This is a genomic window from Methylotuvimicrobium sp. KM2 (assembly GCF_038051925.1).
In the GTDB taxonomy this organism is placed as follows: Bacteria; Pseudomonadota; Gammaproteobacteria; order Methylococcales; family Methylomonadaceae; genus Methylotuvimicrobium.
The window spans coordinates 790,919-804,347 of sequence record NZ_CP150634.1; the positions used below are offsets into that span (position 1 = coordinate 790,919).

General features: G+C 45.3%; 12 protein-coding genes. 9 read left to right on the plus strand and 3 right to left on the minus strand.

Going from position 1 to position 13,429, the window contains the following annotated elements; translation table 11 throughout:
- Window positions 1-26 precede the first annotated feature (26 nt).
- The 8 genes from WJM45_RS03535 (at window position 27) to WJM45_RS03570 (ending at window position 9,079) form a co-directional block, all read left to right on the plus strand.
- Entirely contained in the window at window positions 27-992 is a 966-nt protein-coding gene (locus WJM45_RS03535; protein ID WP_341327605.1) for a glycosyltransferase family 2 protein, read from the plus strand.
- 103 nt (window positions 993-1,095) lie between these two features.
- The gene (locus WJM45_RS03540) at window positions 1,096-1,737 is read left to right on the plus strand and encodes an FkbM family methyltransferase (RefSeq protein WP_341327606.1); all 642 of its coding nucleotides are present in this window, start codon (window positions 1,096-1,098) and stop codon (window positions 1,735-1,737) included.
- A gap of 118 nt (window positions 1,738-1,855) precedes the next feature.
- Window positions 1,856-2,803, plus strand: a complete 948-nt coding sequence (locus tag WJM45_RS03545; RefSeq protein ID WP_341327607.1) for a glycosyltransferase family 2 protein — start codon at window positions 1,856-1,858, stop codon at window positions 2,801-2,803.
- 47 nt (window positions 2,804-2,850) lie between these two features.
- Entirely contained in the window at window positions 2,851-4,101 is a 1,251-nt protein-coding gene (locus WJM45_RS03550; RefSeq protein WP_341327608.1) for a CDP-glycerol glycerophosphotransferase family protein, read from the plus strand.
- Window positions 4,098-4,493 carry an adenylyltransferase/cytidyltransferase family protein gene (locus WJM45_RS03555; protein ID WP_341327609.1) on the plus strand — a complete coding sequence of 132 codons (396 nt, stop codon included), beginning with the start codon at window positions 4,098-4,100 and terminating at the stop codon, window positions 4,491-4,493. Before WJM45_RS03550 ends, WJM45_RS03555 begins: the two co-directional genes overlap by 4 nt.
- 11 nt (window positions 4,494-4,504) lie before the next feature.
- A complete protein-coding gene (locus WJM45_RS03560) occupies window positions 4,505-5,788 on the plus strand; it encodes a CDP-glycerol glycerophosphotransferase family protein (protein WP_341327610.1) in 1,284 nt (427 codons plus the stop codon).
- A 194-nt stretch (window positions 5,789-5,982) separates the two neighbouring features.
- Window positions 5,983-6,981: an Rpn family recombination-promoting nuclease/putative transposase gene (locus WJM45_RS03565; protein ID WP_341327611.1), complete on the plus strand. Its 999-nt coding sequence runs from the start codon at window positions 5,983-5,985 to the stop codon at window positions 6,979-6,981.
- Between the two features lie 1,195 nt (window positions 6,982-8,176).
- Window positions 8,177-9,079, plus strand: coding sequence for a hypothetical protein (locus WJM45_RS03570; protein ID WP_341327612.1), 903 nt, complete (start codon window positions 8,177-8,179; stop codon window positions 9,077-9,079).
- A gap of 328 nt (window positions 9,080-9,407) precedes the next feature.
- On the opposite strand, the gene WJM45_RS03575 is transcribed toward WJM45_RS03570, so the two are convergent.
- Window positions 9,408-9,647 (minus strand): hypothetical protein, encoded by a 240-nt coding sequence (locus tag WJM45_RS03575; protein ID WP_341327613.1) that lies wholly within the window; start codon window positions 9,645-9,647, stop codon window positions 9,408-9,410.
- Between the two features lie 177 nt (window positions 9,648-9,824).
- On the opposite strand from WJM45_RS03575, the gene WJM45_RS03580 reads away from it, so the two are divergent.
- Window positions 9,825-10,847 carry an Rpn family recombination-promoting nuclease/putative transposase gene (locus tag WJM45_RS03580; protein ID WP_341327614.1) on the plus strand — a complete coding sequence of 341 codons (1,023 nt, stop codon included), beginning with the start codon at window positions 9,825-9,827 and terminating at the stop codon, window positions 10,845-10,847.
- A gap of 1,004 nt (window positions 10,848-11,851) precedes the next feature.
- Here the strand turns inward: WJM45_RS03580 and WJM45_RS03585 are convergent.
- Together WJM45_RS03585 and WJM45_RS03590 are read right to left on the minus strand one after the other, a co-directional pair.
- Window positions 11,852-12,874 (minus strand): glycosyltransferase family 4 protein, encoded by a 1,023-nt coding sequence (locus WJM45_RS03585; RefSeq protein ID WP_341327615.1) that lies wholly within the window; start codon window positions 12,872-12,874, stop codon window positions 11,852-11,854.
- A gap of 68 nt (window positions 12,875-12,942) precedes the next feature.
- Entirely contained in the window at window positions 12,943-13,119 is a 177-nt protein-coding gene (locus tag WJM45_RS03590) for a hypothetical protein (RefSeq protein WP_341327616.1), read from the minus strand.
- Window positions 13,120-13,429: the final 310 nt, after the last annotated feature.

Genomic DNA, 13,429 nt, shown 5'->3' on the forward strand with positions numbered 1-13,429 from the left:
ATTAAAAGCAAGTCTGAATAATCAATATGAATAAAATGTCGACCACCACCACGACCACGATTACCCGCGATGATCTTGACAAAGGCCATCCGAAAATCAGCATCGTTACGCCTTCGTTTAATCAAGGAAAATATATTGAAGAAACCATTGAATCAGTGATAAACCAAAATTACGATAACCTAGAATATATTATTATTGATGGTAACAGTTCGGACGGCACTCAGGATATTATCAAAAAATACGATAAATATTTAAGCTATTGGATCAGTGAACCGGATAACGGACAATACCATGCCATAAACAAAGGCTTTAGCAAAAGTAGCGGCGAAATCATGGCGTGGATAAATAGCGACGATAAATATACACCTTGGGCCTTATCTGTTGTAGCGGAAATATTTTCAACATTTCCGGAAATAGAATGGCTTACCACGGGGTATGGCCTCCTTTGGGATCAATCGGGCCGGGCGGTCTTTTGCAGGCACCGTAATGGCTATAATCGCCAAGCATTTTTCAAAGGCGCATACCTAGCCGGTACCAATCGATACAATCGAGGCTTTATCCAACAGGAATCAACGTTTTGGCGAAGGTCGCTTTGGGAAAAGGCTGGAAGCCAAATAGACTCTAATTTGAGAATGGCAGGAGACTTTGAACTGTGGTCGAAATTTTTTCAACACAGTGAGTTATACGTCGTCAATACCCCTCTTGCCGGTTTCCGCTCACACGACGAGCAGAAAACCGCGAATCAGATGAAGACTTATATAAAAGAGGCCGAGGACATATTAAAGCGTAGCGGTAAAACATATCCTTATTCGAATCTTGAGAATTCTGTACGGACAATGCTATTCCAAATTCTCGGCAATAGATCAATCTCAAAAAACGCTCTACCTTCTTGGTTTGCTTACGCAATACAGATTCTTCATGTTTTTTATTCCGTAAAGCAATGCGTTTGGTCGTCAACCGGTTGGAAAATCCACGAAGCATACATTGCATAAAATCATGAATATAAAGCGGCTAGCAGGCAAACATATCAATAACGTTCTAAGGCATCTTGGCTATGAGATCCGCACCGTAAGTAAAAACAAACTCGATACATCCATGAAAGCAGCATTGTCTCGCAGAGTTATGCAAGGTTTATCTGTTCAGACAGTAATAGATGTTGGAGCATCGACCGGCAGCTGGTCAAAAATGGCTCAAGAATTCATTTCAGATGCTATTTATCTATTAATAGAAGCGAATAGCTTTCATGAAAGCAAGCTGGTTGAATTTAAAAAACAAAATCCCAAGGTAGAGTATCTTCTTGCTGCCGCAGGTGACTATGTTGGCGAATTATATTTTGATGCACAAGACCCTTTTGGTGGGACAGCTTCACATGAGGTTATTCATACAAGCGATATTACTGTACAGGTCACAACTATCGATGCCCAAGTTAAAGAAAAAGGACTAAAACCTCCTTTCTTAATGAAACTAGATACTCACGGCTTTGAAATACCCATTTTAAGGGGTGCGGAAGAAACACTAAAAAACACAAAACTTGTCATTATCGAGGCCTACAACTTTAAGCTCACACAAGATTGTTTACAATTTTGGGAGTTATGTGACCACATGAAGAAAAAAGGGTTTCAGCCAATAGATATCTGCGACCCGATGCATCGCCCAAAAGACCAATCATTTTGGCAGATGGATATTTTCTTTATCCCTAATTCAAGCAGAGAATTCAAATCAAATAAATATAATTAAATCAATTATTCATACATTTAATTTTAATCCTTAAAATACTGTTAAATTATTTTCTTTTAAAAGTCTATTTTTATAATTTAGAAAACGCGAACTTCCGTACTCAAAATTGGAATGCCAAATGAGCTTATTAAAAGAACTCCCTACCAGTACACAAGGAAAAAAGGGTTGGCCATGGACGGAAGAAACGCCGACAATGCCGCCTTTGATGCCGAACGGCAAGCCGTGGCCCAAAATCAGCATCGTGACACCTTCTTTTAATCAGGGGGAATTCATTGAGGAAACCATACGCTCGGTATTGTTACAAAACTATCCAAATCTTGAATATGTCATCATCGACGGCGGCAGTACCGATGATTCCGTTGAAATCATAAAAAAATACGAACCTTGGTTGACTTACTGGGTTAGTGAAAAAGATAGAGGGCAAAGCCATGCGATAAACAAAGGCTTTGAACGTTGCAACGGCGATATTTTCAACTGGTTTTGCTCAGACGATATACTTTTGCCCAATGCTCTACACAGAATTTCGGCACATTTGGAACTTGATAACATTTGTTGGTTAGTTAGCGGCGCATTACGTCTTGATGAACATTCAAAAAAAATCACCAAAAGCGAAATTCCAAAATCAGTTGATGTGCACACCTTCCTGTTTTGGCGCTCTAAAGGCATCGCGCAACCATCGATCTTCTGGAATAAAAAATTGCAAGACATCACTCAAAAAGTCAGGGAAGACCTTCATTATTGTATGGACATTGATTTATGGTTTAATTTTTATAAAGTCACTCCACCGGAAATCTTAGAGGAATATCTTTCTTGCCGCCGCATCCATACGACTGCCAAAACAACACCTTATAGCGGAACTTACGACAAATTCAATCAAGAGCTAGCAAATTGGTTGCTAGACAACCTATATCATTCCCAAAATGATCAAATAAAAATCGAGGTAATTAACGGAATTATCCTGATGCAAAACCAGCTAAACGATTTAAAAAGAATCAAAAAACACATTGTCTTTGGAAAATTACTGACATTATGGAAAACCATAATCAACAGAAACTTCGAAATATAGCGTTTCTAAAATGGAATATTAAATAAAAAAATTATTACAACACACAGATGTCGTCTGTAAAAACTAATAGACACTTTAAATTTGGCGATCTACTAAGACTCGTACGACGCTTCATAAATAAGTCCGCAATACCGTTTATCGCTCCTTTCGTTTGGAAAGCCGTTGAACTTGATCGAGTAATCTCAAAAAATCTGATTAAGAATAAAAAGTTCAAAATCTTATTTATCGCACAAAACGGTATTGCCGCGAACCATATAAAAAAATTTTGGCCACTATTAAAAGATGATCCCGCATTAGAGTTTTCCATCGCCGACGATAGACTTGTAAATAAGAAGATATCGAAAAGCGAACTAAGGCGTGTCGGGAACATTCCTGTCGTAAACATCATCTACGCACTCTTCAGAAACTGGGATCTGGTTATTTTTGTGAATCATCCCTGGGGCTTCGGAATTTGGCTTGCACCCTTCTTAAAGAAAGTCTATATAAATCATGGAATTTGGATAGGAAAAATCAACAATGACAATCTTGAAGACGGGGTGTATGGTTCCGGTAGAGTATTGCGGCCATACGGTAAGCCTTTCTATGACACGATGTTCGCGACAAGTTATTTTGAAAAAGAACAAGCAATAAGTTTTACTCCAGAGCTACTTGATAGAGTCACTGTGACCGGCTACCTTCGAGCCGATGAGATTCTTAAGTTACAGAAAGAAAAACGAATGGAAATTCGAAATAAATTCGGCTACGGGGAAGACGATATAGTCGTGCATATCATGTCTACATGGGGAGCTTCATCTTTGTATCAAACAATGGGAGAAGAACTGCTTGGACAAGCGGTAAAGTTATCAAATAGCTATAAATTTATTTTTTCACTCCATCCACGTCATGACGAATTTGGCGATATAAAAGAACGAAAGCGAAAAGATATATTAAAAAAGTACCAAGATCATGGAATTATGATTGCGGACACCCTCGATTGGGACGAATTTATAGTTGCCAGCGACATAGCTGTTTCCGACCATACTTCACTTTGCCTTTATTACGTCTTATTAGAGAAACCAGTGATATTGGTTCCTGTGTCTTTCGGCTCATTCGTCAAGGGGTCGTCATTTGATCAATTACAACAAATTGCTGTTCAACTAACGCATCCCGATCAATTAGAACACGCGATAATTTCCTCGACAAAAGCCAATACTTCCGGACAGTATGAAAACTTCATCAACAAAATTTGGAACCATAGGGGTAACGCCCATCTACGCTATAAAGACGAAATTTATAAGATATTGAAAGGATCACAATGAGAGTTATCACCTTCGGCACCTTCGATGTCTTCCATGTCGGCCATTTACGAATTTTGGAACGAGCACGCGAGTATGGCGATTTCTTGGTAGCTGGCGTTTCAACCGATTCCATGAATTATTCCAAAAAAGGACGCTATCCCGTTTACGATCAAAATGAGCGTTTACAAATCATCCAGGCGCTGCGTTGCGTCGATAAGGTATTTTTTGAGGAATCGATGGAGTTGAAGCGCCATTATATTGAATCTCACCTAGCCGATATTTTGGTGATGGGAGATGATTGGGCCGGTAAATTCGATGAGTTTTCCGACATTTGCAGGGTCGTTTATTTGCCTAGAACACCTTCGGTGTCGACGACGGCGATTATCGAGAAGATTCGGATTCCCAAATCCTGAGGGCAGTTCCTGTGATAAATTCATTGCCAAACAAGCGAGTGATTCGGGAAGTCTTCCTTGCATTACGACAATTGTTAACGGCTATTTTGGCATGGTTATTCGCTTATCCATTGACGTGTTTATTCAAACGCGACCCGAACTTGACTCTTGTCATCGGTCGCCAAGGGCCTGTATTTGCCGATAATTCCAAATATTTTTTTATTGCCGCTACGCAATTTGCTAAACCAAACGAGCGCATTGTTTTTTTGACCGATCATCGCTCGATTCAACAGGCGATTGTTGAGGCTGGCGGGAAAGCTGTCATGCATCCGTCTTGGCGGTCTTTATATCTTGTTTTACGATGTACTACGTTAGCTGCCGACATGTCGGACTGGTTTGATTATGGCGCTTATCCTTTGTCGAGCGGCGCAAGGCGGGTGCAAGTCTGGCATGGCGCACCGTTAAAACGGATCGAGTTGGATCTTTATCGTGAGCGTTTAGTGATCATGCCGGCTTGGGCCGGTTTTTTGTTGCAAATGCAAAAAAAGCTGCTGGGTCGCTACCCGAAATACGATGTCGTCGTTTCGACATCTCAAGATTTTACCGATCGCGCTTTTAGCCGGTGTTTCAATACAAAGGAATTTATTGCTTGCGGTTATCCCCGCAACGATGTGTTATTAGGTTGGCCGGAGCCGGACAAAGTTACGGCGGCCTTATTGGATGTCAATGTTGATTTATCTGCTTTGGCTACGGTACGCAAGGCTAAATCGCAAGGTACCCGAATCGGTTTATATGTACCGACTTTTCGCCGGGATTTAGCCAATCCTTTTGCCGAAGATATGGATTTGGCGCGCTTGTCGGCGTTTGCTGTCCGCCATAATTGTTTTTTTGTGTTGAAGCTGCATCCTTTTATGCAGGGGCGATATGCTGTCGATCGTTATCCGAATCTACTGGAATACGCGCCTTTGGGTGATGTTTATCCATTAATGCCCCTTTGCGATTTTTTAATCACCGATTATTCGTCGATTTTTTTCGACTTTTTGTTGCTGGATAAGGCTATTGTATTTTTCGCGCCGGATTTAGCGCATTATTTGGCGCAAGATCGGAAGATGTACTTCGATTATGACGAGATGACTCCGGGCGCTAAATGCGCTTGCTATGAGGAGCTTGAGCAACAATTAAGACTTATTGTTGATCATGCCGGCGAAGACGGTTTTGCGCGAAGACGCGCTGAAGTGAGAGCGTTTACGCATGATTTTGTCGATAATCGGGCGGGTTGGCGTTTGTATCATGCGCTCGCCTCAAAAAAAAATTAGCCTACAGTTTATGTATAACAGCGAGCGCAGGAGTGTGGAAACGAGGCCTAAACCATGCACGATCAAAACTTGAAAAAACCTGATTTTCGATTACCCCGTGCAAGCCTGATTGGCGGTGCTAGTTTTCTCAGTTCCCATTTATGTTTTTGGGTTATCAGCAATATATGTTACAGGTGAAGGCCTATGCGAAAACCATGAACACTAAAAAATCAATGAAGCACGACACCGGCTATAAATTGCTATTCAGTCACCCGCGCCTGGTCGAAGACTTAATCACCGGCTTCGTTCATCCCGACTGGCTGGAGGCTATCGACTTTAAAACTCTGGAACCGTATAAAGCCAGTTTTGTCACCGATGACTTACGCCAGCGTCACGATGACAGCATCTGGCGGCTGAAATTTAAAGACACCTGGCTGTATCTCTATTTGCTGCTGGAATTTCAATCCAGCGACGACTATTTTATGGCCAATCGCGTGATGACCTATATGGGCCTGCTCTATCAAGACATCATTCGCTCCCAGTCCCTGAAAAAAGGCGACAAACTGCCGCCGGTGATGCCCATCGTCATTTATAACGGTTCGTCGGACTGGACAGGCCCGGTAGCCATAGACGGCTTGATTGATTCGGTGCATCCCGCGTTAAGCGCTTACACGCCGCGCCTGAGTTATTTTTTATTGCAAGAAAAAGACACCCCGAAAGACTACAGCCAAAAGCATCCTAACAATCTGGTCGGGCATCTGATTGCCATGGAACATTGCCGGACGCCGGATGACATGCGGGCCTGTATTCAGCGCTTGCACCAACAACTGAAAACGCCGCAATATCAAGACATTCGTCGAAGCTTTGCCATTTGGTTAAGTCGCCTATTGCGCGTAAAATTAAAACAAGACAGCATCCCTGAGTATCAAGAACTGAATGAGGTAGACGCCATGTTAGCTGAACAAATGACCGATTGGACCCTGCAATGGAAAAATGAAGGCATGAAGGAAGGTGAAAAAATAGGCGAGAAACGCGGCGAGAAACGCGGCGTTCGAAAAGAAGCCGCTCACTTGTTGAGCATGCAAATTCGTTTGAAATACGGTGATTTGCCTGCGTGGGCCGAACAGCGCATACAACAAGCCGACACTCGACAACTCGAAAAGTGGGCCGGGCGCATTTTTGCCGCCGATACTTTGGATGCATTGCTGCAATAATGCCGATTTTGTTTTTTAACGGGTGTCAAGATAGTCGGCTTTTCCTCGTTCCCTTCGCGCCAGTGTGGGAATGCATGCCGGTCTTGCCTTAGACCGTAGGATGCGGTTCACGCTGTTCACCGCATCCTACATTCTCAAACAAGCGTTTCTGTACTGATTCACACCCCCTATCGTTCCCACGCTCCGGCGCTCATCGTTATACACAAGTATCGGTAAACTTGCTAAACAGATGTCATCGTACACCTGGAAACGGTGCTGTTTGATAAATCTGCGGATATTTTCTGGTTCCCACGGTCCTCCGTGGGAACCCATACCATGTCAGCCGAGGCAAGATCGGTATGCATTCCCACGCTGGAACGGTGGGAACGAGGAAAGTTATCATCCCCATGCAGAGCGTCACTGCCATTAAGTAAGCCATCACAGAAATGAATAATGCTTGTATTCAGGCTCTAATGCACCTCAAAAGCTTGCCATCCATGGCACTGGATTCCCGCCAGTCCATAGCGGAATGACGAGTTTCCGTTTTTTCTGGTTCCCTCGGTCCTCCGTGGGAACCCATACCTTGTCAGTCGAGGCAAGATCGGTATGCATTCCCACGCTGGAGCGGTGGGAACGAGGAAATCAGCAGGATTTGTTTCAAAAAAATTGCGTTTTTTAGCCCGCGTAGGATGTATTCGCGCTAGCGTTGCGTCGAATGGTTAAAGACCAACATACGTCGCAATATGGCTATCGCCTATTGACGGCCTACGGATTGCGAGTTATCGCGTTGTGGTACATCTGTTGTTGGGTTTAAAACAGGTGGGCTACCAGAAATAGTCGATCATGGCGTTAATGGGTAGTTAGTAGAGCCAAAAGATGTGATAGGGTTGATTGCTGCGATCAATAGGTTGATGTTAGATACTGTATTATACCTTTCGCACTTCAAATTTCGGCAGTTCCTGGATAGTCGGGTTACGGCTACGCCTAACCCGACCTACACGCTATCCATTATCGATTAGTTTATGCGCGTGATTACCTTCGGTACTTTCGACGTTTTTCATGTCGGCGAAGACGCGCTGAAGTGAGAGCGTTTACGCATGATTTAGTCGATAATCGGGCGGGTTGGCGTTTGTATCATGCGCTCGTCTCAAAAAAAAATTAGCCTACAGTTTATGTATAACAGCGAGCGCCGGAGTGTGGAAACGAGGCCTAAACCATGCACGATCAAAACTTTAAAAACCTGATTCTCGACTACCCCGTGCAAGCCTTGCAGTTTTTTGCCGCCGAAGAAGCGCCCGACGACTTGCCGCAAGCGCGCATTATCCCGTTTCGTCAGGAACAACTAAAGGAACGGCTCGGCGACCGCTTTCACGAACTGGACACGCCGTTGCTGGTCGAATGGCTCGATGGACGGCGCGAAGTGATTTTGTTTTTTCTAGAAGAAGAAACCGAAGCCAGGCGCTTTTCGATTTATCGCCTGGCGCATTACTGCTTGGATTTAGCTGAATTGGCGCAAACCGACCGGGTAGTTCCCATTGTGATTTTTCTGGATCGAGGGCGTCATTCTTACGAATTGCATTTAGGCGGTGAGCGGCATAATTATCTGAGTTTTCGCTATATCGCTTGTGAGCTGAAGAACCTTTCGGCGGATGCTTACCGCGACAGCGATAATATCGTCGCTCGTTTGAACTTACCGAATATGCGCTATGCCAAAGGTCAAAAATTGGACATCTACCACGATGCGCAATTGGGCTTGGCGCTACTGGAACAAGACCCGAATAAGCAACTAAAATACGTCGACTTTGTCGATTATTACGCGGATTTGACCGACGCAGAAATTGAAACCTATCGTAATGACTATTTACCTGAAGCGGAGGATCGTATGGGATTGGCACAGATATTAAGAGAAGAAGGCCGAAAAGAAGGAGAAATCAAGGGGGGAATCAAAGGGGAAATCAGGGGAGAAGCTCAAACGCTGACCAAACAAATACAACTGAAGTTCGGTGAACTTCCCATCTGGGTGGAAGAAAAAATCAATCAGGCCGATAAGTCTCAGTTGGATCAATGGGTAGAGCGTATTTTATTTGTCGATACGTTGGAGCAGTTATTCAAACCGTAGCTCGTGGGATAAGGTGGGGATCGAGCTGTATTGATCGCGAGCGATGCGGTTCATGTTGCGCAAGGCATTACTCCTAGGATTTCGCTAATTTCTGGCGGAATGAGAGGGTGTATTCTCTTAAGTTTGGCGCCAATTATCTTCAGGTTCTCTGCGCAGTTTCCAAGGCTCCGTTGGGAAACCTTTTACGTCAGATCTTGCTTACCGGTTTCGGGAAGCTGGAGCCTCTCGAACTGCATTCCCAAGAAAAGGGCTTGGGAACGAGCGAATGGGCTATTAGAAATAACGGTGATTTTAACGATCATGCACGAAACTTTCGGTGTTTTGAACACTATGCCGGTAACGATAGTGTTTTATAGATTTCGATATAGCGGTTTACCGCCGCATTTTCACTGAAAAGCTCCGCGTTATTGCGAGAAGCTTCTTTCATATTTCGCCAAAGTTTTTGATTGTCCCGCATCTCTCCGGCCGCTTCGGCTAAGGCTTCGATATCATCTATCTGGCAGAGCGCGTAGAATGCGGTGAGGCACGAACCGCATCGTTCGCGATTGATGCGGTTCACGTTGTTCATCACATCCTACATTCCGCGCAACTTAATCGAAAAAACTTATGCACGATCAAAACTTTAAAAACCTGATTCTCGACTACCCCGTACAAGCCTGATTGGCGGTGCTAGTTTTCTCAGTTCTCATTTATGTTTTTGGGTTCTCAGCAATATATGTTACAGGTGAAATCCTATGCGAAAACCATGAACACTAAAAAATCAATGAAGCACGACACCGGCTATAAATTGCTATTCAGTCACCCGCGCCTGGTCGAAGACTTAATCACCGGCTTCGTTCATCCCGACTGGCTGGACGCTATCGACTTTAAAACTCTGGAACCGTATAAAGCCAGTTTTGTTACCGATGACTTACGCCAGCGTCACGATGACAGCATCTGGCGGCTGAAATTTAAAGACACCTGGCTGTATCTCTATTTGCTGCTGGAATTTCAATCCAGCGACGACTATTTTATGGCCAATCGCGTGATGACCTATATGGGCCTGCTCTATCAAGACATCATCCGCTCCCAGTCCCTGAAAAAAGGCGACAAACTGCCGCCGGTGATGCCCATCGTCATTTATAATGGTTCACCGGACTGGACAGGCCCGGTAGCCATAGACGGCTTGATTGATTCGGTGCATCCCGCCTTAAGTGCTTACACGCCGCGCCTGAGTTATTTTTTATTGCAAGAGAAAGACGCCCCGAAAGACTACAGCCAAAAGCATCCTAACAATCTGGTCGGGCATCTGATTGCCATGGAACATTGCCGCACGCCGGATGACATGCGGGCCTGTATTCAGCGCTTGCACCAACAACTGAAAACGCCGCAATATCAAGACATTCGTCGAAGCTTTGCCATTTGGTTAAGTCGCCTATTGCGCGTAAAATTAAAACAAGACAGCATCCCTGAGTATCAAGAACTGAATGAGGTAGACGCCATGTTAGCAGAACAAATGACCGATTGGACCCTGCAATGGAAAAATGAAGGCATGAAGGAAGGTGAAAAAATAGGTGAGAAACGCGGCGAGAAACGCGGCGAGAAACGCGGCGAGAAACGCGGCGTTCGAAAAGAAGCCGCTCACTTGTTGAGCATGCAAATTCGTTTGAAATACGGTGATTTGCCAGCGTGGGCCGAACAGCGCATACAACAAGCCGACACTCGACAACTCGAAAAGTGGGCCGGGCGCATTTTTGCTGCCGATACTTTGGATGCATTGCTGCAATAATGCCGATTTTGTTTTTTAACGGGTGTCAAGATAGTCGGCTTTTCCTCGTTCCCTTCGCGCCAGTGTGGGAATGCATGCCGGTCTTGCCTTAGCCCGTAGGATGCGGTTCACGCTGTTCACCGCATCCTACATTCTCAAACAAGCGTTTCTGTACTGATTCACACCCCCCCTATCGTTCCCACGCTCCGGCGCTCATCGTTATACACAAGTATCGGTAAACTTGCTAAACAGATGTCATCGTACACCTGGAAACGGTGCTGTTTGATAAATCTGCGGATATTTTCTGGTTCCCACGGTCCTCCGTGGGAACCCATACCATGTCAGCCGAGGCAAGATCGGTATGCATTCCCACGCTGGAACGGTGGGAACGAGGAAAGTTATCATCTCCATGCAGAGCGTCACTGCCATTAAGTAAGCCATCACAGAAATGAATAATGCTTGTATTCAGGCTCTAATGCACCTCAAAAGCTTGCCATCCATGGCGCTGGATTCCCGCCAGTCCATAGCGGAATGACGAGTTTCCGTTTTTTCTGGTTCCCACGGTCCTCCGTGGGAACCCATACCTTGTCAGTCGAGGCAAGATCGGTATGCATTCCCACGCTGGAGCGGTGGGAACGAGGAAAAATTACCCTTTTGCAATCTTAACCAATGAGACCTCGATACCCTCCTTTATTGCCTACATCCTAGCACCTCCCTCACCTAACGCTAGGTGATCCGCGTAGGGTACGCTGTGCGTACCATGGTAGCCCCGCGATGTTCATGTGCCAACCGAGTCGCCAGGGGCACGGCTGTGGTACGCGCAGCGTACCCTACAATTTATGTATAACGATGAGAGCTCCGTTGGGAAACCTTTCACGTCGGATTTTGCTTACCGGTTTCGAGAAGCTGCAGCTTCTCGGGCTGCATTCCCAAGCAAAGAGCTTGGGAGCGAGCGAAAAGTGCCGAAATTTGATGTGCGATAGGTATATAACGATCATGGACGAAACTATTCGGTGTTTTGAACGCTATGTGGGTAACGATAGTGTTTTATAGGTTTCTGTATAACGGTTTACCGCCACATTTTCACTGAAAAGCTCCGCGTTATTGCGAGAAGCTTCTTTCATCTTTCGCCAAAGTTTTTGATTATCCCGCATCTCTCCGGCCGCTTCGGCAAAGGCTTCGGTATCATCTATCGGGCAGAGTCTGCCGGTTAGGCGGTCTTTTACGATTTCAGGCATCGAAGTTGCGTTGCTACTGATGATTGGCAAACCGCAAGCTTGCGCTTCTAAGGCGCTGAGACTGAGTCCCTCCAGTCGTGTCGGAAACAGCAAGGCATCGCACTGTTGATAGTTTTTGATCAATTCTGCTGGTGAAGTCAGGCGTCCCAAGGGAATTAAATTGTGCGACGACTGGTCTTGCGCGCCGAGTTCTTGTGCTGTGCCGGTGTAATGCAGTTCAAAATTCGGGCCCAGTCGCTGCATGATGACCGGCAATAAATCGGCTCCTTTACGGCGGCTGAGATTGCCGACAAACAACAGCCGAAACGGTGTGTTGGGTGTTTCTCTAGGGTCGGGTTGAAAGCTGTCTATGTCGATCCAGTTGTATAGCGGAATGATGCCTTGTCGTCCGAATACTTTAGCGGCTTGTTGTGCGGTATAGTGGCTGACTGCGGTGACAGCGGCGGCTTTTTCGATCGCATTGGCTTCCAGTCTTTTGATCCAAAAGCGATGATACTGTTTTTGCAAAAAACTTTTATACGGTTCGAATGCCGGGTCATGCACACAGCTATGTAATGTGACGACTAAGGGTAAATGGTTAGGAATAAACCTGTCATGCAGCCAGGAATTGATGTGCACGACGGTAGCCCATGAGGGTGGTTTGGGTATCGGGACGGTATAAGGCGCATATTCGGCTCTATGCGGCAGCCAGGTGATTTCGGCGCGAATGCTACGCCGGTTTAATGCGTCCACCAAGCGAAGGGTGAACATATCGGATCCGGTGCCAGCTTTGATGGTCGGAAACCAAACGGCTGGAATTTGTTTCGGCATGGCTTACCTCGGTTTTGTAAATATTCAGTCCATCTCTTTAAAAAAGACGACTTGCCTAATGTCGATAGTTAACGATAATTGAAGCGTTGACTCAAGCTATTGGACTCATGCACGATCAAAACTTTAAAAATCTGATTCTCGACTACCCCGTGCAAGCCTTGCAGTTTTTTGCCGCCGAGGAAGCGCCCGACGACTTGCCGCAAGCGCGCATTTTCTGGTTCCCACGGTCCTCCGTGGGAACCCATACCTTGTCAGCCGAGGCAAGATCGGTACGCATTCCCACGCTGGAGCGGTGGGAACGAGGAAAGAAACTTTAGGAATGCGGGTTGCGCTTGTCGGGATTTTCGACCTCTGGGGACGCAGAGCGTCCCGGGATGCATTCCCACACAGAGCGTAGGAACGATGAAAAAATCAATATATCTATCAATTTTCAGCCATAGCAAATTGTTTTATTTGGCTATTTCGTAGGGATACCTCAGAACCGGCCCCTTTTCCGACTTTTGATTTTTGTTAATCAATCAGGGCTGAGCTGTTAAAATTGAAACCCTTGGGCCT